We start from the raw sequence: 22,118 nt of genomic DNA, 5'->3' as shown, positions 1-22,118 counted from the left end.
CTAGCTTCCTAGTTTGCTCTTGGATTTTCATTGAGTATTAGAAAGGAAACCTCATGCCACTTCCAGTTAGAAAATCTCTGCACGATGCGGTTTTACAGGCTTCAAAAGCCGATACTTGGGATCAAGCTACCAAGGAATGGAATGAAGTTTCCTTGATTTTTAATGGCATTGGTCGTAGTAATTGCGTCTGTGGGAATGCCATTAAATACGCCTACGAACTCTTTAACGGAGTTACAGGCCAACGTCTCTTTCCTATAGGAAGCGACTGTGTTCGCCATTTTCATCGTATTAGCCTCGATCAGCAACTAGAAGAGGAAGAAAAACTACTCAGAAAAGTTGAAAACCTAACCAGAAAGGCTCAGAAAAAGGAAAAAATCAAGGTTAATAAAAGCGATTTTGACGAACGACTTCTAAAATGGTTTTGGGATAAAGGTGTTTTCAAAGCCAATCGAGACAATCAATTTGCACCTGAGAAAGATTACCAGCTCTTCCTAGAAGTCTTTCAAGGTGGAAGTTGGACCAAGGCAGACCCCAAAAAGAAGGCGCGTTTGGAAGAAGTCCTTGAAAAGTGTATCAAACCCTTTCTACTTGGGAAGTCTGATGATCAACTATACCTTATCAAGCTAGGTAAGGAAAAAATAGATTACGAGCAGCATTTACGGATTCAGGCAGAGAAAGAACGCAAGAAAAGAGATAAAATCGCCAAGCAATACGCTGACAACCTCATTCTTGCTATGGGGCCAGCAGAACGAGCCTATCAAGATTACTTTGGCTTTAGAGAAACTCTCACACCAGAAGAACGAAAATGGGAAAAAATTCTTTTTGGAAAGAATAGAGAAGAACGAGCTCTCAAGGCAAAGCAAAATCAAAAAGAGCTGGAAAAAGACCAGCGTATTGCAAATCAAGATCCTATTGAACGAAAGCAAAAACAAATTTTGCTAATAAATTCTTATTTTCGTGATTTACCAGATGAAAAATCCAGGTTCTCTCGACTCTTGCTGGAGTATCGAAAATATGGTGAAGTGCCCTTTTCAGAAGATTACTTAAATGAGCATCTAATCAATTTTTTCTACAGGATGAAGGCCTTTGAATTTGAGATTGCTCCAGATCAAGCTGCTGAATTTTTAAAAGAATGTTTAAGAGCTGATTATTTATCCCCAGCGCAAATTCTCTGGAGTGAAACGATTGTCACAAATTGTGTCTGCCCTTTTCTTTCAAGAATAGACTTATAAGAAAAACACCTATCATCAATATGACTTGATAGGTATTTTTCTCGTACTTTGATATAACAATACATTATTTATGCAAACATTTTTACTATATATACTCATTTTTGTAGACAAAAGCCTATGCAAAGAGGGTTCATTTATGATAGAATAGATGGTAAGAAAGAAAACGTTTTTATCACGTTTTTTTAGTCGGAAGGGGAATTATTATGGCTACTATTCAATGGTTTCCGGGCCACATGTCTAAGGCTCGGCGACAAGTTCAGGAGAATTTAAAATTTATTGATTTTGTGACGATTTTGGTGGATGCGCGTCTTCCTTTATCTAGTCAAAATCCTATGTTAAACAAGATTGTGGGAGATAAACCCAAACTCTTGATTTTAAACAAGGCAGACCTGGCTGATCCAGTAATGACAAAAGAATGGCGTCAGTACTTTGAATCACAAGGTATTCAAACTCTGGCAATCAACTCCAAAGAGCAAGTTACCGTAAAAGTTGTGACAGATGCAGCCAAAAAGCTTATGGCTGATAAAATTGCGCGCCAAAAAGAACGCGGTATAAAAATTGAAACCTTGCGTACTATGATTATCGGAATTCCAAATGCTGGCAAATCAACCCTGATGAACCGTTTGGCTGGGAAAAAGATTGCGGTGGTCGGCAATAAACCAGGTGTTACCAAGGGGCAACAATGGCTCAAAACCAATAAAGACCTTGAAATCCTAGACACACCAGGGATTCTTTGGCCTAAGTTTGAAGATGATGCTGTCGCACTGAAACTAGCCCTAACTGGAGCTATTAAAGACCAGTTGCTTCCCATGGATGAAGTCACCATTTTTGGTCTCAATTATTTCAAAAAACATTATCCAGATAAGCTAGCTGAACGCTTCAAACAAATGAAAATTGAAGAAGATGCTCCTGTTATCATCATGGATATGACACGTGCTCTCGGTTTCCGAGACGACTACGACCGTTTTTACAGCCTCTTCGTGAAGGAAGTTCGTGATGGAAAGCTCGGTACCTATACCTTAGATACATTGGACGACATCGATGACGACGATTAAAGAAATCAGAGAACTTCTTGCTACTGTCAAAGACTTAGACAATCCCCTTTTTCTTGAACTGGAAAAAGATAGCCGAACTGGAGTTCAAAAGGAAATCACCAAGCGAAAAAAAGCCATTCAGACTGAACTTGAGGAAAATCTTCGTCTAGAAAACATGCTTTCCTATGAAAAAGAACTTTATAAACAAGGACTAAGCTTAATAGCAGGCGTTGACGAGGTCGGCCGTGGTCCTCTTGCTGGACCTGTAGTCGCTGCAGCGGTAGTCTTGCCTAAAAATTGTAAAAACAGAGGCCTCAACGATAGCAAGAAAATACCCAAAAAGAAACATTTGGAAATTTTTCAAGCCGTTCAAGACCAAGCTCTAGCAATCGGCATTGGAATTATGGATAATCAAGTCATTGACCAAGTCAATATCTATGAAGCAACTAAGCTTGCTATGAAAGAGGCAATCTCTCAGCTCAGTCCCCAACCTGAGCACCTCTTGATTGATGCCATGCAGCTTGATTTACCGATTTCCCAAACAGCAATTATCAAGGGAGATGCGAACTCGCTCTCTATCGCAGCCGCATCCATAGTTGCCAAAGTGACACGGGATAATCTAATGAAGGATTATGACAACCAGTATCCTGGATATGATTTCGCTGCTAATGCTGGATATGGAACGGCAAAACACTTAGAAGGTCTCGATAAACTAGGTGTTACTCCCATTCATCGAACCAGTTTTGAACCGATAAAATCACTGGTCGCAGCAAACAAAGAAAGTTAAATTGGAGGAAATGATTATGGAAAAACAGTCAGAAATACTCCGTTCCAAGAAAGAATTTGCCTTTGCTTCAAGTACCATATTATCCCAAGTTGGGCGAGGAATCATCGTCGGGCTAGTTGTCGGGCTAATCGTTGGATCTTTTCGTTTCTTAATTGAAAAGGGCTTCCACCTAATACAAGGCCTCTATCAAGATCAAGCGCACCTAGTGCGCAATCTTTTTATCATTGGTCTATTTTACATACTCATCTGCTGGCTCAGTGCGAAACTAACTCGGTCAGAAAAAGATATCAAGGGTTCAGGAATTCCTCAAGTCGAAGCCGAACTAAAGGGACTGATGACTCTTAACTGGTGGAGTGTCCTCTGGAAAAAATATATTCTAGGTATTCTTGCTATTGCCAGTGGCCTTATGCTAGGTCGAGAAGGGCCAAGTATTCAACTTGGAGCTGTTGGTGGTAAAGGTATTGCCAAGTGGCTCAGATCCAGTCCAGTAGAGGAACGTTCCCTGATTGCCAGTGGAGCTGCTGCAGGTTTAGCCGCTGCTTTTAATGCACCGATTGCAGGCCTCCTCTTTGTTGTAGAAGAAGTCTATCATCATTTTTCACGCTTTTTCTGGGGCTCAACACTAGCAGCTAGTCTCGTAGCAAACTTTGTTTCTCTGCTCATATTTGGGCTAACACCTGTACTGGATATGCCAGATAACATCCCCCTCATGACCCTAGACCAGTATTGGATTTACCTGGTTATGGGAGTTTTTCTAGGACTCTCTGGTTTTCTCTATGAGAAAGCTGTACTAAATGTTGGTCGAATTTATGACTGGATTGGTCAAAAAATTCATTTGGATAAAGCTTATTATCCAATCCTAGCCTTTATCCTTATTATACCAGTCGGGATTTTCTTGCCACAAATTCTTGGTGGTGGAAATCAGGTCGTTCTTTCTTTGACTGAGCAAGATTTTAGTTTTCAGGTTCTATTAGCTTACTTTTTGATTCGCTTTGTTTGGAGCATGATTAGCTATGGAAGTGGCCTCCCAGGAGGAATCTTCCTACCCATTCTGGCGCTTGGTTCCTTACTTGGTGCCCTAGTTGGTGTCATTTGTGTCAACCTTGGGCTTGTCAGTCAGGAGCAGTTTCCTATATTTGTCATTCTGGGAATGAGTGGCTACTTTGGGGCAATTTCCAAGGCTCCCTTAACTGCCATGATCCTCGTAACTGAGATGGTTGGAGATATTCGCAACCTCATGCCACTGGGCTTAGTGACCTTAGTAGCCTACATCGTCATGGATCTGCTCAAGGGAGCACCAGTCTATGAGGCCATGCTGGAAAAAATGCTACCAGAAGAAGCGACAGATGAAGGAGAAGTCACCCTCATAGAAATCCCTGTGTCTGACAAAATCGCTGGAAAACAGGTTCACGAGCTCAACTTGCCACATAACGTACTCATCACCACCCAAGTCCATAATGGCAAAAGCCAAACCGTTAACGGCTCAACTAGAATGTATCTGGGTGATATGATTCACCTGGTGATTCCAAAAAGTGAAATTGGAAAAGTCAAAGATTTGTTGCTGTAGGTTTTTTACATAATTCATATTATGTAAAAATTTAATTTAATACATTAAAAAACCGATTCTCAGAAATGAGATCGGTTATTTTTTGCAGATAAAATATTTTACATACAAATAATTGAACTTGGGTAAAAATAAGACTATAATTAAGTTAGAAATGATAAAGCATAAAGCTAGAAAGGAGTTTACTGTATCCTAAGGGTCAGTATTATTAATAAATTATGAAAAAAATAATTATTTTTATCTTGTTAATCCTCTTAATCTTTTCTATTATTGCAATTTTTATATACAACATGTTATAAAAAATAAATAAAGAGATATTTTTGACACATGTAATATAATCAAATTGTCGAATAAACAGCTCAAGGATAAACTAAATCCCTAGAAGACAACAGTCCTCTAGGGATTTTTTACGTCGGTTTTTGATCAAAGTGTATTTTGGAGCTGAAAATGGTTTATCCTTTTTGGATTATGGATAATTGAAAAAATTTTTAGTTTTTACTTAAATAAAGTACATAATTGAATATAATTGGCTTAAAAAATTTTTTTGGTTATTTTTTTATTTTTTGCACTTTAAAAAAACTCATATAACATCTTTCCGAAAAACTATAATTTTCTTGAAAAATATATAAGTCTATGCTATACTACTAGTAGACTAATTTATGGAGAAAATCATGAAACGTGAGATTTTACTAGAACGAATCGACAAACTAAAACGAATCATGCCCTGGTATGTTCTGGAATACTACCAATCTAAGCTTGCTGTTCCATACAGTTTTACAACCTTGTACGAATACCTCAAGGAATATGACCGATTTTTCAGCTGGGTTTTAGAGTCTGGGATTTCAAATGCTGATAAAATGGCTGATATTCCTTTATCGGTCTTGGAAAACATGTCTAAGAAAGACATGGAATCCTTTATTCTTTATCTACGAGAACGACCTTTGCTGAATGCTAATACAACCAAACAGGGCGTTTCACAGACAACCATCAATCGAACCTTGTCAGCACTTTCCAGTCTTTACAAGTATCTAACTGAGGAAGTTGAAAATGACCAAGGAGAGCCCTATTTCTATCGTAATGTAATGAAGAAAGTTTCAACCAAAAAAAAGAAGGAAACACTTGCTGCTCGAGCTGAAAACATCAAGCAAAAACTCTTTCTAGGTGATGAAACAGAGGGTTTTCTAACTTATATCGATCAGGAGTACCCACAACAGCTCTCCAATCGAGCTCTATCTTCCTTTAATAAGAACAAGGAGCGAGATTTGGCCATTATTGCACTTCTCTTAGCCTCAGGTGTCCGCTTATCTGAAGCTGTTAATCTGGATCTAAGAGATCTCAATCTCAAAATGATGGTGATCGATGTCACTCGAAAAGGTGGTAAACGAGACTCTGTCAATGTCGCAGCCTTTGCCAAGCCTTACCTAGAGAATTATCTCGCCATTCGAAATCAACGCTATAAGACGGAAAAGACAGATACAGCGCTCTTTCTGACCTTATATCGTGGTGTTCCCAATCGTATCGATGCTTCTAGTGTTGAAAAAATGGTTGCTAAGTACTCAGAGGATTTCAAAGTTCGTGTAACACCCCATAAACTACGCCATACTCTGGCTACTAGGCTCTATGATGCTACTAAATCGCAAGTTTTGGTCAGCCACCAATTAGGACATGCCAGCACACAAGTCACTGACCTCTATACCCATATCGTCAATGATGAACAAAAGAATGCTTTGGACAGCTTATGATTGTTGCGTAATAATAATTATGTAAAATTAATCTCAAAAAAAGAAGTTGATAAAATATGCAACTTCTTTTTTCTTTTTATCCCACTACCGCTTCAGCGATTTCTTCACGGCTGATACCAGCAAAGTAGCGTGTAATATCAATAGTCTCTAAGGCCTTAAGAACATCCTCACGTTCGTATTTCACGCCACGAAGGATATCTTCTACAGCTGCAACATCTTCGATACCAAAGAAGTCACCATAGATCTTGATGTCTTGGATTTTTGATTCAATGACGTTGGCAAAAACTTCAACCTTACCACTAGTGAATTTTGTTCCACGACGGATGTTAAATTCAGGTGATTTACCGTAGTTCCAGTCCCAAGTACCAAACTTAGTATCCTTGATACGATTGATTTCCGCCAATTCTTCTTCTGAAAAGACGTATTCAGTCATCTCTGGGTACTCTTTTTTCATGTATTCCAATAGCAAATCACGGAATTCCTCAACTGTGATTTTTTCTGGTAATTCATTGACAATATTGGTTACACGAGCACGGACGGATTTCACACCTTTTGACTCAAATTTGTCTTTTGAAACCTTGAGGGCGTTAGCAAGTACTGACAGATCAACGTCAAAGAGCAAGCAACCGTGGTGCATGATACGCCCATTGATATAGGCTTGGGCATTTCCACAGAATTTCTTACCGTCAATTTCTAAGTCATTACGACCTGTAAATTCAGCTTTAACACCAAGTTGAGCCAAAGTATTGATGACTGGAGTTGAGAAGCTCTTGAAGTCAAAGGCACGGTTTTCATCTTCTTTTGAGATAATCGTGTAGTTGAGGTTGTTCAGATCGTGATAAACAGCTCCACCACCACTGATACGGCGGACTACCTCAATGCCATTTTCTCGAACATAATCACGGTTGATTTCTTCGATAGTATTCTGGTGACGTCCAACAATGATAGATGGCTTGTTAATCCAAAGAAGGAAGATTTGATCCTCATCTAGTAAGTGTTTAAAGGCATATTCTTCCAAGGCAATATTAAATGCAGTGTCGTTTGAATGATTGATAATATATTTCATAGTATTTCCAAAAATTTAGTTTTTAAATTCTGTTCATAGCAATCCAATTTTCTAAAGTGGTAAAAAGAAATGTAATGTGTTATCGTTACATTTCTCGGAAAAATTGAGACAAGGGGCTCAATTTTTAGGCATGGAACTCTAATAGAGGTCGCTGCCGTCCGTACTACTTTAAGAAAATTTAGTTGAAAAACTTATTTATTTTTTCTTTGGTGAATGGATGGCCATTCCTAGAACATCTGCGAATGCTTCGTACATCACTTCAGAGTATGTTGGATGTCCGTGGATGGTCTTCAGCATTTCTTCAACAGTGATTTCCATTTCAATAATGCTTGACGCTTCGTTAATCAATTCTGCAGCTGCAGGACCGATGATATGGACACCAAGGATTTCTCCGTATTTCTTATCTGCAATGACTTTTACGAAACCTTGAGCCGCATCAGAAGCAATAGCACGTCCGTTAGCCGCAAAGTTGAATTTACCGATGGCTACATCGTATTTCTCACGAGCTTGCTCTTCTGTTAAACCGACTGCTGCTACTTCAGGAAGAGTGTAAATGGCTGCAGGAGTCAAGTTGAGTTTTGCTACGACGTGATTTCCTTTGAGGGCATTTTCAGCGGCAACTTCACCCATGCGGAAGGCTGCGTGCGCCAACATCTTGGTACCATTGATATCACCTGGTGCGTAGATACCTGGAACAGAAGTTTCCATGTATTCGTTGACCTTGATACGTCCACGATCCAATTCAAACTCAACATCGCCAATACCTTCAAGATCTGGAACACGACCGATTGACAGAAGAGCTTTGCTTGCAATGATATCGTCTTTTCCTTCAACTTTAATACGAAGTTGACCATTTTCCTCAATGATTTCTTGCAGTTTTGTACCTGTCAAGATGGTCATTCCTTTACGCTCAAGGATCAAGCGAAGATTCTTAGAAACTTCCGCATCCATAGCTGGAACGATACGGTCCATCATTTCGATAACAGTTACTTTTGAACCAAATGTCATGAAGGCTTGACCAAGTTCGATACCGACAACACCACCACCGATGATAACAAGGCTTTCTGGAACTTCGTTCATTTCAAGAATATCGTCACTTGTCATCACGAGTGAAGATTCCATACCAGGAACGTTGATCTTGCTGACTTTTGAACCACCAGCAAGGATGATTTTCTTGGTTTCAAGCAATTCCGAACCATTTACCAAGACATTCTTGTCTTTAGTGATGGTACCAATTCCTTTATGAACAGTAACTCCGTAGCTACGAAGAAGACCTGCAACTCCACCTACCAAGGTATTGACAACCTTAGATTTAGTTTCTAAAAGTTTATCCATATCTACAGTGAAGTTTGGATTTTCGATGACGATACCACGGTTTGCTGCATGACCGATGTTTTCGATGATTTCAGCGTTGTGAAGGTAGGTCTTAGTTGGGATACATCCACGGTTCAAGCACGTTCCACCGAGTTCAGATTTCTCAACAAGGGCAACCTTCCCACCGAGTTGGGCAGCTTTAATGGCTGCAACATAACCAGCAGGACCTCCACCAATTACAACGATATCAAAGGCATCATCGCTCTTACCGTCGTCGTTTGAGGCGCTAACTGCAGGCGCAGGTTTTGATTCTGGTGCAGCCGCTCCAGCTGTTGGGATGTTTTCCCCTTCTTCGCCAAGATAACCGATAACTTCAGTTACTGGAACAGTTTCACCATCTCCTTTAAGGATGGCAATCAAGTATCCATCTTCTTCGGCTTCCAATTCCATGCTGACTTTGTCAGTCATGATTTCCAAAAGGATTTCTCCTTCTTTTACAAATTCTCCGACTTTTTTATTCCATTGGACGATTTGTCCTTCTGTCATATCTACGCCGGCTTTTGGCATAATTACTTCTAAGGCCATGTCTTACTTCCTTCTAAATCTCTAAAATAACAATAGCTGACTTAAACCAACATTGAGATTGGATTCTCAATCAAGGCTTTCAAGTCTTTCATAAACTTAGCACCAGCCATACCATCTACGACACGGTGGTCAATGGTTAATCCTAGACTCATGATTGGTCGGATAACAATCTCACCATTGACAACAACTGGTTTCTCGATTGTCGAACTTACACCCAGAATAGCTGAGTTGGGTTGGTTGATGATCGGACCAAAGGACTGAACGCCAAACATTCCCAAGTTACTGATTGTGAATGTCGAATTTTGAAGTTCACTTGGAGCTAATTTACCTTCCAAGGTGCGACCAATGACATCTTTGAAGGCTACAACCAACTCTGAAAGGCTCATCTTTTCAGCATTGTAAACAACAGGTGTCATCAATCCATTATCCATCCCAACTGCCATAGCAAGGTTGACATAGTTGTGAGTGACAATGGTCTTACCATCTTCAGTCAATGAAGCGTTGATGTAAGGATGTTTCATTAATGTCTTAACAACAGCCAGTGAAAGAAGATCAGTAACCGTGATTTTCTTACCAGTAGCTTCCATGATTGGTTCAAGAACCTTCTTACGAAGAGCTAGCATTTCAGACATATCGACATCGTAGTTGAGCGTGAAAGTTGGCGCAGTTAGGTAGGATTCAACCATACGTTGGGCGATTACCTTACGCATTGGTGTCATTGGAATACGCTCAATCTCACCATAAGGAGTGATATTATCTGGAACTTCTTCCACTTTTTCGATTTGAGCAGGAGACTTGATGGTGTCGTTTTCGATATTTTCAGGAAGGAAGGCCAGAACGTCCTTCTTCATGATCTTACCACGATGACCAGTTCCTTGGATTTCCTGCCAAGCAATGTTATGTTCAAGGGCAATTCGTTTTGCAAGTGGCGAAATGCGAACCACGTTTGTGTCTTTATAAGTTTCCACGTCTTCTTTGTGGACACGACCGTTTGCACCTGAGCCAGAAACGTCGTAGAGGTTGATACCTAGATCATCCGCTAACTTTCTAGCCGCAGGAGTCGCTCTTAGCTTGTCATCAGCCATGACCTCTCCAATTCTATACTAAGATATTAAGGACGAAGAGGGCAATGAAAAAATAGGAGATTGACGATGTGTTCGATGAACACAAGGAAATCTATCTTTTTTTCGCAGACCTCCGTCCGAATTCAATTACATGATACTAAGGGCGTCAAAAAGCGACTGAAAAATAGGAAATCTACGTAGGCTTCGATGAAGCTAAGGAGATTTATCTTTTTTCCGAGCTTTTAGCCCGTGTTCAACTCTACAAGTAACTTGGACACGAAACGTGTCTCAAGTTACTACGGTTGCCGCTATTAGGCGGTCAACCTAGTAGACTTACTAAGTCGTTCGTCGAATAGTATCGATTCGACTCCCTTCTGTCGCAACTTTACAAATAAGTTGGATACGAAATGTATCTCAAGTTGTTAAAGTTAAAAAGAACAGTTGTTTACATAATTTATCTTATGTAGTTTTATTCTTTGTTATAGGTTTTACGGATTGCATCTTTGATGCTTTCAACTGTTGGAATCATTGCATTTTCTAGATTTTGTGCGTAAGGCATTGGCACATCTTCTCCTGCACAACGACGGATTGGTGCATCTAGATAGTCAAATGCTTCTGATTCTGAAATAATAGCTGAAATTTCACCGATATAGCCACTTGTTTTGTGGGCGTCGTTGACCAGAACAACCTTACCAGTCTTCTTCACTGAGTTAATGATGATATCCTTATCAAGTGGCACAAGGGTACGTGGGTCCACAATCTCAACTGAAATTCCCTCTTCTGCTAATTCTTCTGCAGCTTGAATCACACGACGAAGCATTTTTCCATAAGTAACAACTGTTACATCCGTTCCTTCGCGTTTGATTTCGCCAACTCCAAGTGGGATTGTGTAGTCTGGATCAACTGGCACTTCCCCTTTTTGGTTAAATTCTGACTTGTACTCAAGAATGATAACAGGGTTATTATCACGGATAGAAGACTTGAGCAGTCCTTTCATGTCAGCAGGCGTACCAGGCGCTACAACCTTAAGTCCAGGAATGTGAGTAAACCAAGACTCTAGGGATTGCGAGTGCTGAGCCGCAGAACCAACTCCGTTACCAGCTGCACAACGGACAGTCATTGGAACCTGACCTTTACCACCAAACATATAACGTGTTTTAGCAGCTTGGTTGACGATATTGTCCATGGCAATAACCGAGAAGTCCATGAAGGTCATATCGACGATTGGACGAAGTCCCGTCATGGCTGCTCCCGCTGCCGCTCCAGAGATAGCAGCTTCAGAAATCGGACAGTCACGGATACGTTCTGGACCAAATTCTTCAAGCATTCCAACAGAAGTTCCGAAGTCTCCTCCGAAGACACCGACGTCTTCTCCCATCAAGAACACATTTTCATCGCGACGCATTTCCTCAGACATAGCAAGGATAATGGTGTCACGGAAGGACATTGTTTTTGTTTCCATTTTTATCTCTTTCTCCTTAGTCTGCGTAAATATCTTCAAATGCGGATTCAAGCGGTGGGAATGGGCTTTCCTCAGCAAATTTAACAGAAGCTTCTACTGCTTCCTTGACTTGTGCTTGGATTTCTTCCAATTCTTCAGCGCTAGCAATGTTATTTTCAATAAGGTAATTGCGGAGGTTTTCAATTGGGTCTTTTTGTTTCCACAATTCCACTTCTTCGCGAGTACGATATTTACCAGGGTCTGATGATGAGTGACCAAGCCAGCGGTAAGTGACACTTTCAATCAATACAGGACCATTGCCACCACGAACATGGTCTACAGCTTTCTTAAACCCTTCATAAACGTCGATGACGTTGTTTCCATCTTCGATAAACATTCCAGGAATTCCATAAGCTGCGCTACGGTGATGGATATGTTCCACGTTAGTCATTTTCTTGATATCCGCAGAGATCCCATAACCGTTGTTAATGCAGTAGAAAATCACTGGAAGATTCCAGATGGAAGCCATGTTCACTGCTTCGTGGAAGACACCTTCGTTGGTCGCGCCATCTCCAAAGAAGCAAACCACGATTTTTCCAGTGTTTTGCATTTGCTGACTGAGGGCTGCACCAACAGCGATTCCCATACCACCACCTACGATACCATTGGCACCAAGGTTACCAGCATCAAGGTCAGCAATGTGCATGGAACCACCTTTTCCTTTACAGGTTCCAGTGTATTTCCCAAGGATTTCAGCCATCATTCCGTTGAGGTCAATCCCTTTGGCGATAGCTTGACCATGACCACGGTGGTTTGAGGTAATCAGATCATCTGGATTGAGGGCTAGCATAGCTCCGACGTTAGCAGCTTCTTCTCCGACAGAAAAGTGAGTCATACCGGGAACTTTCCCCTTTTTCACTAACTGAGCGATTTTTAAGTCCATGCGACGGATTTCTTCCATCTTACGGAACATCTCTAGCAAAAGATTTTTATCTAAAGTTGACATAATCTTGCCTTTCTAACATTGTTCTTACCTTACTATTTTACCTTTTTTAGTATACGCTGTCAAAGTATTTGTTAAGAAAAATTCACAAAACACAAAAAAGAAATCCCCGACGAAACAGGGTTTTCTTTAATTAGAATATTTTTTTCACAAACTTGTTTTCAATTTATTTTCCAAAAATTAGTTGAATCTTTTCATAATTGTTTGCAAGCGCCATTGATAGAGGATAGCACTAACGACTAAACTCGCTATTAAACCAATCCAGTAAGAATAGGCTCCCAAAGTTGTTACTTGGTCTAAGAATAAACCTAATGGAATGGACACAGCCCAGTAAGCAATTACTCCAAGATAAAAGGGAACAACCGTGTCCTTGTAACCTCTGAGAATTCCTTGCAAAGGAGCTGCAACAGTGTCAGCTAACTGGAAAAATAGACTATAAGTTAGGAAGGTAGATGTTAGTTTAATGAAGTCTGGATTATTTCCATATAAACTGGCTACGACATCTCTCAAGATATAGAGGAAGCTTAAGGTAAAACCTGCAAATATCAACGCTATCCAACGACCAATTTTGATATAGGTCTTTGCATCATCAAAACGCTTTGCCCCAACCTCATAAGAAACCACTATTGCCATAGCAGAAGAAATGCTCACTGGAAAGGCATACATGAGAGTTGAGAAGTTCATGGCTGACTGGTGGCTGGCAATAATCATAGACGAAAACTTTGCCATAATCAAACCAACGACTGAAAAAATAATCACCTCAGCAAATACAGTACCACCGATTGGTAAGCCCAAACGAATCCCTTCTTTGATCTTCACTAGATCAAGCGGAAGTGGTTTTTCCAAATGAAACTCTTTTAACTTTTCCTGCTTTAAAAGGATGATGACTGAGATTCCAAGGAGGCACCAGTAAGCCAAGGAAGTACCTAAGCCTGCTCCTGCTCCCCCTAACTCTGGAAACCCAAAGGCACCGTAAATTAACAAATAGTTAAATCCACAATTTAAAGGTAGTAATAAGAGCATGAGGTACATAGATAGCTTGGTCAAGCCCAGTGAATCAAGTAGCGATCGGATAACACTGAAAAGCAGCAAGGGAATAATTCCGATAGACAAGTACCAAAGATAAGAAACCGAAACAGCTGCCACTTGATTTTCTAAGCCGATATGATTTAAGACTGGTGGTGCAAAAAAAATCACAATCCCGAGCAAAATCAAAGACAATCCAAAAGCCAAATAGATAAATTGATAAAAGTCAGAAGCTACTTCTTCTTTTTTACCTCGTCCTAGATGATGGCCTATGATGGGAACCATAGCCGAAACAATCCCTGTTAAAAAAGTAAAGAAAGGATTCCATAGACTCGTTGCTGTTGAAACGCCAGCCAAGTCCATGGTATTGTACTGTCCCGTCATGGTTGTATCGACAAAAGAGGCAGAATAATTGGCAAACTGATAAATCAGGATAGGGAAAAATATCTTAAGAAATAAGACAAACTTATCTTTAAATTGATGGGTTCGATACATATACGCTCTCTATTCTTATAGTTTATAGAGCAGAATCCCATCTAGTTTTTGTAAACGATTTGTCCCTTACAGATGGTATATTTGACCTGCCCTTTTAAGGTTTCACCGATAAATGGTGAGTTTGCTGATTTTGAAGCAAAGTCTGGACCAACAGTATGATCAGCCTTGTCATCAAAGATAGTGATATCCGCTGGACCATTCTCAGCCAAGTAACCCGCTTCAAAGTTATATAATTTAGCTGGATTAACAGTCATTTTTTCTAGTAATTCCATCAAGCTTAGTTCACCAGCTTCCACCAAATAAGTCAAACCAAGAGAAAGAGAGGTTTCCAAACCAGTCATACCAGATGGCGCTTTGGTGATATCTTCTACATTTTTCTCATCTGCATGGTGAGGCGCGTGGTCAGTCGCGATTACGGAGATGACTCCCGACTTAAGACCTTCAATCACGGCACGACGGTCTGACTCCAAACGAAGCGGAGGATTCATTTTAGCATTGCTACCTTGAGTCAAGAGGAGTGCTTCTGTCTTAGAAAAATGCTGTGGCGCTACTTCTGCTGTGACTTGCGCACCTAGACCTTGAGCGAACTCCACTACCTTGACACTTTCCTCCTTAGATAAATGCTGGATATGAACATGGGCATTGGTTGCGTAGGCAATCATGACATCACGCGCAATCATGGCGTATTCTGCCACCCCTGTCGCACCACAGATATGGAAATGTTCTTTAGCAATGTTTTCATTAAACCCAAGAATGCCGTTCAATCCGGGATCTTCCTCATGAAGGCTGATAAAGGTATTGAGTTTTTTGGCTTCTTCCATGGCTTCCTTGACAACTTTACTACTTTCAAGTGGAATACCGTCATCAGAAAAACCAACCGCACCTGCTTCTAAGAGTGCCTTAAAGTCTGTCAGGTCTTGCCCATTAAAATTCTTAGTAATGGTCGCAACCGTTTTGACATTAATCTTTTCCTTGGCAGCAGATTGGAGAACTTCTTGAAGAGTCTCTACATCCGAAATGGTTGGACTGGTATTAGCCATCATGACAACTGTTGTAAAACCACCCGCTGCTGCAGCTAGGGCACCGGTATGAATATCTTCCTTGTGGGTTTGACCTGGTTCACGGAAATGAACATGGATATCGACCAAGCCAGGAGCAACTACTAGACCAGTAGCATCAATTAGCTCTGCTCCTTCTTCCTTGATTTCAGGCGCAATTTTGATAATCTTTCCATCTTCAACCAAAACATCTCTGACTTGATCCAAACCAGACTTGGGATCCATTACACGACCATTTTTGATTAGTAGCATCTGCTTTCTCCTTTATTCATAGAAATCAACTTGGGTTTCCAACAATTTATCCCCATCATAAACAAACTTGGCTGAAAAGAAGGGTTTGTCCTCTAAAAGCCACTCAACAAAGGTGTGGTCACCCTCCCAAGTTGGCTTGCTCAAGACCTCGTCATAGGGAACCCATTCCAGCGTACCCTCGTTGCAGTCAATCAAGTCCCCCTCAAACTCCGTTACCTTAAAAACATAGGTGTACCAGTCTAAATCAGGCGTGAACTCAGGAAAAGTAATAACGCCTTTTAGAACAGGCTTGGCTTTGAGGCCTGTCTCTTCAAGAATTTCACGCGCTGCGCATTCCTGAGGTGTCTCTCCTCGCTCTAGCTTACCACCCACCCCAATCCATTTACCAGCATGGACGTCATTGGGCTTCTTATTGCGATGAAGCATGAGCAGTTCTTTTCCGTTATCAATGTAGCAAATCGTCGCTAACTGAGGCATATTTTCTCCTTATCTAAGCCATTCGATTGGCTCTTGTCCTGTCTCTCTTAAGAATGCATTGGCCTTAGAAAAAGGCTTGGAACCCCAAAATCCTCTATAAACAGATAAAGGACTGGGGTGAGCTGATTCGATGATCAAGTGATGAGGATTGGTAACTAAGGCCTTCTTCTTGCGTGCATAAGCACCCCAGAGTACAAAGACTACCGGTCTATCGAGATTATTGACAACCTGAATCACTGCATCTGTAAAAGGCTCCCAAATCTGCCCAGCATGACCATTGGCCTGTCCGGCAGGAACCGTCAAGCAAGCATTGAGAAGTAAAACTCCTTGCTCAGCCCAAGCTGTCAAATCATGGGATTCCTTAACGCCAATATCGTCTGCTAATTCCTTCAAGATATTTTGCAAGGACGGTGGCGCTGGAATAGCATCTGGAACCGAAAAACTCAAGCCCTGCGCCTGACCTGGCCCGTGATAAGGGTCTTGCCCTAGAATCACCACCTTAACCTCTTCCAGAGGAGTGGTCAAAAGAGTCTGAAAAACTTTTTCCTTAGGCGGATAAACTGTTCCTTGCGCATAGACCTGCTCCATAAACTGATTGATTTTCCCGAAATACCCCTCAGGTAATTGCTCCTTAATCAAAGCATGCCAAGATGAGTGTTGCATAGCCAACTCCTTCATTTTTACTGCCTCTATTATAGCAAAAAGTGGCTATTGAAACCACTTTTTACAGTTCTTATATACTGTTATTGACCCTATTATTTGACATTAGTATTGACAGTATCAATCAGCCATTAAAAACTTTTCGATTGTATCAATAGCATAGGAAAGTTGATTATTTACAGACATCATCCGTTCAAGATTAGCGTCCATATAGTAGAGTTCAGATAAGCCACCCCTAGGGAGAAAGAGTGAATAGTGGATATTCATCTTCTCTCGAGTACTTAACTCTATATGATTGCTTATGGTATACTTTAACTCTTTTAACGAATTTACTTGAGCAACCACACCTTTTAACTGATACTGCTCGATGAGGTTTAGTAAGTTGTCAATCTCTTCAATGACTTTAGTTTCCATATCATCACCTCTTAGGAAAAGTACTAGATAGTATCCAAACAATCTAGTAAGTCTTGGTAGGAATGGACTTCGTAAGTCGGCTGAGCTTGCGTCTTGTTTTCCAGATGATAGGGATTGTACCAGACAGTATCAATCCCAGCATTATTGCCACCTTGAATATCAGCTGTTAGGGAATCTCCAATCATCAGGGTCTTTTCTTTATCAAATCCAGTAATCTGCTGACCAATTTTTTCATAGAATAGTGCGTCAGGTTTTTGAGTTTGCAACTGCTCGGAAATAAAGACTTGGTTGAAATAGGGAGCCAGACCTGATTGAGCCAAACGACCCGTCTGAATGGCAGTGATTCCATTTGTCGCAGCGTACAGCTCATAATCACGCTCGATGAGACTGTCCAAGAGTTCATGAGCGCCCGAAAGAGTTTGTCCCTGATGACCGAGATAAAATTGGTATCGCTGAGCAAGTAACCTACCGTCTTTCTTCAGTCCAAAATGATCAAATAAACGAGAAAAGCGCGTGTTAACCAGTTCTTGTTTACTGATTTTCTTTTGCTCCAACTTCTTCCAGAGAGCCTTGTTCATAGGAACGTAATAGTCTTTGTAGGCTTGAATATCCGCAACTCCTTCTTCTTTTAGAAGTTGTGTCAGAGCCACATCCTCAGCAGTATCAAAATCAAGCAAGGTGTGATCTAGGTCGAAGACTAAAAATTTGTAGGGCATTGAGTTTCCTTTCTGAGTGAGAAAAAGCAGCTAATATTTGTTTGGGAAATATTTTTTTCCCAACTGCCATAAATACTGATCAATTTCTTTAAGATTAAATTCTTCTAATCCATAGTATTCTCTAAAAGCAATAATTATATTTTTAAATTTTTGATAATCTTTTAGGTCTGCATTCTTAAAGTTGAAAAATTTATCTGTTTTTCTAAAATATTTTAATACCTTTTCTACATAGCTATCATAAATAGGGTATTCGTTAGGATTATGATGAGAACAGTATTTGGTAGAAAAAGAATAAAACTTTCTAGTGACTCCATTGATCGTAACATTTTGAATTTCATTGACTAAAGTTACATCACCTTGTTTCAACCTCTCGTCAATTGTAAGACTCAGAATATGCTCTGCAACTGGATAAACTGAAAAAATATTTGTGCTATAAAAATCATTCGACGTAGCAACCTTTAATAAGATGTCAGAAATTTCTTCATTACTTGGTAAAAGCTCAAAAAATAATTTATCTAAAGCATCTTCTTGCAACTGATAATTTTTAAGATTTTTCCACGTTTTCAAGTATTTTCCTACTTCAATGCCTGACGGTTTAGAAATAACAATATCTGATTTCTGTTCTCTATTATAGTTAATTTGCATACTGATCTCACTTAAAGGAGTTGTTAAAATAATTGATAGATTAATTATACCACAGCTCAGACAGCAGTCCAAATTATCAAATACCTATAACCTTTCAAATAGCGACTTATTCGCTATTTTTATTTCCCCTTGACTCTCCTGCTACTTAGAGTTATCATCAGACAAACAAAATAACGTAAAATTGAAACATGTCAATTGACAACTTTCAATGGACTTCAGGACTACGTTCCTGAAAATATATTTTCAAAAGATATTTTTTGAGCTAATATCCCATTAAACGACAACGGCAGCTTATTGGTATGTGCTTGTAAATTTTTAAATATTGAATGAGCTGAAGAATATTATTGTCGAGCTTCTCGGTCAGAAAGTAATAAAGATTGGGAATTTTGGAATGGGTATTTGAGGTATGATAAGGTTGAGATTTTGAGTATTGAATTGAGATGTGCTAAATAATATTGTCATTAATACAGTCTCATATTTATACCATAACCCAAACAACAGTCCAAGATATCAAAGTTTACAATTCTATAACCCTAAAGAGGGGCTGGGATAAAAGTCATACCCCGAAAAAGTACAGTCAGCAGTCCTAAAATATTACTAATAACTGGATTATCATTTACAAAAAATACGCCATAAAATTTGGCGTGTTTTTATAATTTCTCAATTATTTCTCTTTCATAATCAGTAAAATTCAAGCTATCTATATTACTCTTTATATAATTAATTAATTCAGTAGAATCTATATTTGTACGAATTTTTTTGATGGCAGTAGATGGAACTCCGTAATCTAATAAAACACTTTTCACACCACCAACCCCGTCATTTTCTAGCTTAGCTATAAATGACGAGTAGTCCGATTTCTTTCTTAAGCTTATGATGCAACTTCCGAACTAATTCATTCTTGCTTGTAACTGGAAATAATAGTAAGTGAATTTTTAGTCGTTCTTTATTCTGAAAGTTAGATACCTGTTTTTCAAAATAATTACGTGTTTGCTTCATTACCTCTTTTAATTTTTCTTCAAAATTTTCCGAAACTTTATCCGATCCCTCCTCAAACTCAAAAGATTCCAAAATATTGTTATCAAATAACGCAAAGAAACAAGCATTTATTTTAATTAATTTTGAAAGAAATTTTGTATTGGGGTCAATTAACTGTTTTATAGCATCGTTCTCGATACTTAAATCACTAAACCTATTACTTATTATTGTAAATTCTTGATTAAAAAAATCAACATTAAAATGGTTATGCAAATCTTTCGCCAATTCTCTTAAAGCAGAATTTTTATCTGTATAGAACTTACTCTCTCCCAACCAGAGGTCATTATTTTGCGTATCATAGTGAACGGCATCAAACCCATGAACTACTGCATTAAATGAATCTTTGAAATATAATTTAGATATCAATTGAGGCTCATTCAACTTTCTATCCAGCAAATGATATAAAATTAATTCACCAAACTTACCTCTTTTTAGATATTTATCATCTTCCTTTGAGTATTGTTTACTTAAATAGTACTCACTTGCATTTTTTATTTCATCAATATTATAGAGCAACTTCCTCCCTTTTCTATGTGCTTTCCGAGGGAATCTTTAGAGAGTTCTAATGCTTTAACTTTTCCAAGTGCAAAATTTGCCCTATCATCAAAAATATCTTCCGACCAGTCGTCAATTTTTTGATAAATTTCTCTATCATCACCTAAGTCGAATGAAATGTAAAAGCAGTGCGTTTTATCATCCATATCGGACTTAAAATATTCTGTGTTGTATACTACCATAATACCTATTTAGCAAATAGGTTTATTATCAATCACTAAATAATCATATCTAAAACAATCACTATAATGAATGTCGATTTTATCTATAATAGAAGCAAAATCTAAATCACTAACCGAATCAAATTCATCCGTCTCTAAACCAGTATTTAAAACAAATCGATAATCATTGAAGTCATAAAAATCAGGTTCCGTCGAAGATGTTAAATTCACCATAATTCGAGATGCTTTCGCTAGCAAACAAATATACTGAAAATCTCTATCAATATAGATTGTTTGGTTATTTGGATGTGCCATGCTAAAGTGCTGATTAGGTGTAATCATAATAAGGTTCTCTAAATAATCGGCAATTTCAGGAAATTCTGATTGTGGAAAGATATGGTGTGCCTGGGTTGCTTTAACCTGTTCCGTAGTCTGACTAATTTCAGAGGTACCATCAAGCCATTTATCATTAAATCGTCTAACTTGACGTTTCGCCTTATCGACTGCATATTTTGCAAAAGCTTTGGCCTGATGTTGCTCAGCAGTCAATTTATGCTCTGCTCTCGTTTCGCTCTTCTCTTTACCAGATAATTCGTCTCGCCAATTTATTCTATTATAATTCAGATCATTTAGTGTAATTTGATTTTTAGAAAACATCCCTCGAATAGTCCCCTGTTTCTTTAACTTGAAAGCAAGTGGATTCAAGATTTTTGTGAAAATTCGTCCACATTCTACATCGCCATTTATTGGAGTATTAGCGATGGTAAATTGAATAAATACATCACGCAGTCGCTTGTAAGAATCCTTAGTTTGCTGTTCAAAGAACCGCTCAAATTCAGAATAAAGTCCACTATCTGATAACACTTTTTGAATATATAAGAAAAGAAAATTCAGGGCATTTGTTGGACGAAGTGCAATATACTCCAATAATTCGAAATTATTGACCTGATAAAAATAGCGAGCTCCTGATTTTCGTACAGTTAGGATATGGCTATACCCAAATAGCTTAATCGGCTGACCAAAATACTTATCGTATTCATTACTTGCCTTTTTAGACTCAGTATCAGGTTTAGTGAAAATTTCTAAAACATTATCTCTCGTATAGTCATTGTGCCAAATATCAGAAACGGTAAATTCTCTAGAGACGTCTTCTCTAACATACTCTAAAATACAGTCTGCAATAATTGAAAGGACATCGTAGGTACATTTCTGGTCTATCCATCGAGCATCTTTAGATTTACGAATGTCATAATCGAATTGTGATAAAAACTGCTCAATAGTCATAGGTTAAACCCCTGTTCAAATATCCCGATAAATCCATCTACGTTCAATCCGTCATTTAGCAGTGAATTTCCCAATTTTGCTAAAACAATATCCTTTAATGGAGGAGTGACAAAATCACTATAACCACCTGTTCGTAAAACATCAAAATTATAGTCCGAAATTAAATGATTAATAAATTCATTTGAATTTATCCTCGCTATAATTCCATGAGTGGGACGGCCAGCAGAACTAGTATTACTTAAAGATTGAGATAGATCACTTAAACTTTGCATGTCTTTGAAATAATGAATACGACATTCCTTAGCCCATGCACCATCAACATAGTTACCTTCTATTTGTATTTCTATAGACTTATCATAATTCGAATAAGGCGAACCATCATAATTCTGATAATGACGAGTATTAGTCAAAAAACCTAATACATAAACAAACTCCTCCGGAGTTGCAAAAGAAATCCCAGAAATTCCCCACCGTGGATTATTTGTGCTAAAATCAATTCTCATTT

21 protein-coding genes are annotated in these 22,118 nt (G+C 39.0%); 5 read left to right on the top strand and 16 right to left on the bottom strand.

From position 1 onward, the window contains the following. Positions 1–53 precede the first annotated feature (53 nt). The 5 genes from ACVC7S_RS03795 (at position 54) to xerS (ending at position 6,359) form a co-directional block, all read left to right on the top strand. A complete protein-coding gene (locus tag ACVC7S_RS03795; RefSeq protein ID WP_447266244.1) occupies positions 54–1,232 on the top strand; it encodes a hypothetical protein in 1,179 nt (392 codons plus the stop codon). 203 nt (positions 1,233–1,435) lie between these two features. Further along, the gene (gene ylqF / locus ACVC7S_RS03790; RefSeq protein WP_447266243.1) at positions 1,436–2,287 is read left to right on the top strand and encodes a ribosome biogenesis GTPase YlqF; all 852 of its coding nucleotides are present in this window, start codon (positions 1,436–1,438) and stop codon (positions 2,285–2,287) included. Then, positions 2,274–3,053 (top strand): ribonuclease HII, encoded by a 780-nt coding sequence (locus tag ACVC7S_RS03785; RefSeq protein WP_447266242.1) that lies wholly within the window; start codon positions 2,274–2,276, stop codon positions 3,051–3,053. Before ylqF ends, ACVC7S_RS03785 begins: the two co-directional genes overlap by 14 nt. 16 nt (positions 3,054–3,069) lie before the next feature. Then, a complete protein-coding gene (locus ACVC7S_RS03780; RefSeq protein ID WP_447266241.1) occupies positions 3,070–4,620 on the top strand; it encodes a chloride channel protein in 1,551 nt (516 codons plus the stop codon). Between the two features lie 668 nt (positions 4,621–5,288). Then, on the top strand, positions 5,289–6,359 hold the full coding sequence (gene xerS, locus ACVC7S_RS03775) for a tyrosine recombinase XerS (protein WP_000817892.1): 1,071 nt from the start codon (positions 5,289–5,291) through the stop codon (positions 6,357–6,359). 76 nt (positions 6,360–6,435) lie between these two features. On the opposite strand, the gene ACVC7S_RS03770 is transcribed toward xerS, so the two are convergent. The 16 genes from ACVC7S_RS03770 to ACVC7S_RS03695 all read right to left on the bottom strand — a co-directional run bounded on the left by ACVC7S_RS03770 (position 6,436) and on the right by ACVC7S_RS03695 (position 22,116). Next, the gene (locus ACVC7S_RS03770) at positions 6,436–7,425 is read right to left on the bottom strand and encodes a lipoate--protein ligase (RefSeq protein WP_409002719.1); all 990 of its coding nucleotides are present in this window, start codon (positions 7,423–7,425) and stop codon (positions 6,436–6,438) included. Positions 7,426–7,620: 195 nt separating this feature from the next. Further along, positions 7,621–9,324 (bottom strand): dihydrolipoyl dehydrogenase, encoded by a 1,704-nt coding sequence (gene lpdA, locus ACVC7S_RS03765; protein WP_447266240.1) that lies wholly within the window; start codon positions 9,322–9,324, stop codon positions 7,621–7,623. Between the two features lie 41 nt (positions 9,325–9,365). Next, positions 9,366–10,409, bottom strand: coding sequence for a dihydrolipoamide acetyltransferase (locus ACVC7S_RS03760; RefSeq protein WP_000752692.1), 1,044 nt, complete (start codon positions 10,407–10,409; stop codon positions 9,366–9,368). A gap of 448 nt (positions 10,410–10,857) precedes the next feature. After that, positions 10,858–11,850: an alpha-ketoacid dehydrogenase subunit beta gene (locus tag ACVC7S_RS03755; RefSeq protein WP_265480852.1), complete on the bottom strand. Its 993-nt coding sequence runs from the start codon at positions 11,848–11,850 to the stop codon at positions 10,858–10,860. A gap of 16 nt (positions 11,851–11,866) precedes the next feature. Continuing rightward, positions 11,867–12,835 (bottom strand): thiamine pyrophosphate-dependent dehydrogenase E1 component subunit alpha, encoded by a 969-nt coding sequence (locus tag ACVC7S_RS03750; RefSeq protein WP_447266239.1) that lies wholly within the window; start codon positions 12,833–12,835, stop codon positions 11,867–11,869. 177 nt (positions 12,836–13,012) lie between these two features. Then, complete coding sequence (locus ACVC7S_RS03745; RefSeq protein WP_447266238.1) at positions 13,013–14,353, bottom strand: MATE family efflux transporter; 1,341 nt, start codon at positions 14,351–14,353, stop codon at positions 13,013–13,015. 41 nt (positions 14,354–14,394) lie between these two features. Then, positions 14,395–15,663: a dihydroorotase gene (locus tag ACVC7S_RS03740; protein WP_447266237.1), complete on the bottom strand. Its 1,269-nt coding sequence runs from the start codon at positions 15,661–15,663 to the stop codon at positions 14,395–14,397. Positions 15,664–15,675: 12 nt separating this feature from the next. Further along, positions 15,676–16,140, bottom strand: coding sequence for an NUDIX hydrolase (locus tag ACVC7S_RS03735; protein ID WP_447266236.1), 465 nt, complete (start codon positions 16,138–16,140; stop codon positions 15,676–15,678). 9 nt (positions 16,141–16,149) lie between these two features. Next, a complete protein-coding gene (locus tag ACVC7S_RS03730; RefSeq protein ID WP_447266235.1) occupies positions 16,150–16,803 on the bottom strand; it encodes a uracil-DNA glycosylase in 654 nt (217 codons plus the stop codon). 117 nt (positions 16,804–16,920) lie between these two features. Beyond that, on the bottom strand, positions 16,921–17,214 hold the full coding sequence (locus tag ACVC7S_RS03725; RefSeq protein ID WP_447266234.1) for a hypothetical protein: 294 nt from the start codon (positions 17,212–17,214) through the stop codon (positions 16,921–16,923). Between the two features lie 23 nt (positions 17,215–17,237). Beyond that, on the bottom strand, positions 17,238–17,930 hold the full coding sequence (locus ACVC7S_RS03720; protein ID WP_447266233.1) for a YjjG family noncanonical pyrimidine nucleotidase: 693 nt from the start codon (positions 17,928–17,930) through the stop codon (positions 17,238–17,240). 30 nt (positions 17,931–17,960) lie between these two features. Then, positions 17,961–18,575: a hypothetical protein gene (locus ACVC7S_RS03715; RefSeq protein ID WP_447266232.1), complete on the bottom strand. Its 615-nt coding sequence runs from the start codon at positions 18,573–18,575 to the stop codon at positions 17,961–17,963. Positions 18,576–19,406: 831 nt separating this feature from the next. After that, positions 19,407–20,129 carry a HamA C-terminal domain-containing protein gene (locus ACVC7S_RS03710; protein WP_447266231.1) on the bottom strand — a complete coding sequence of 241 codons (723 nt, stop codon included), beginning with the start codon at positions 20,127–20,129 and terminating at the stop codon, positions 19,407–19,409. Further along, positions 20,105–20,350, bottom strand: coding sequence for a hypothetical protein (locus ACVC7S_RS03705; RefSeq protein ID WP_447266230.1), 246 nt, complete (start codon positions 20,348–20,350; stop codon positions 20,105–20,107). The genes ACVC7S_RS03710 and ACVC7S_RS03705 overlap by 25 nt, the downstream gene beginning before the upstream one ends. 9 nt (positions 20,351–20,359) lie before the next feature. Continuing rightward, the gene (locus ACVC7S_RS03700) at positions 20,360–21,613 is read right to left on the bottom strand and encodes a restriction endonuclease (protein ID WP_447266229.1); all 1,254 of its coding nucleotides are present in this window, start codon (positions 21,611–21,613) and stop codon (positions 20,360–20,362) included. Next, positions 21,610–22,116 carry a hypothetical protein gene (locus ACVC7S_RS03695; protein WP_447266228.1) on the bottom strand — a complete coding sequence of 169 codons (507 nt, stop codon included), beginning with the start codon at positions 22,114–22,116 and terminating at the stop codon, positions 21,610–21,612. Before ACVC7S_RS03695 ends, ACVC7S_RS03700 begins: the two co-directional genes overlap by 4 nt. Positions 22,117–22,118: the final 2 nt, after the last annotated feature.

The sequence above is a fragment of the Streptococcus sp. Z556 genome (assembly GCF_053010225.1).
This window is presented reverse-complemented; position numbering and strand designations above follow the sequence as displayed.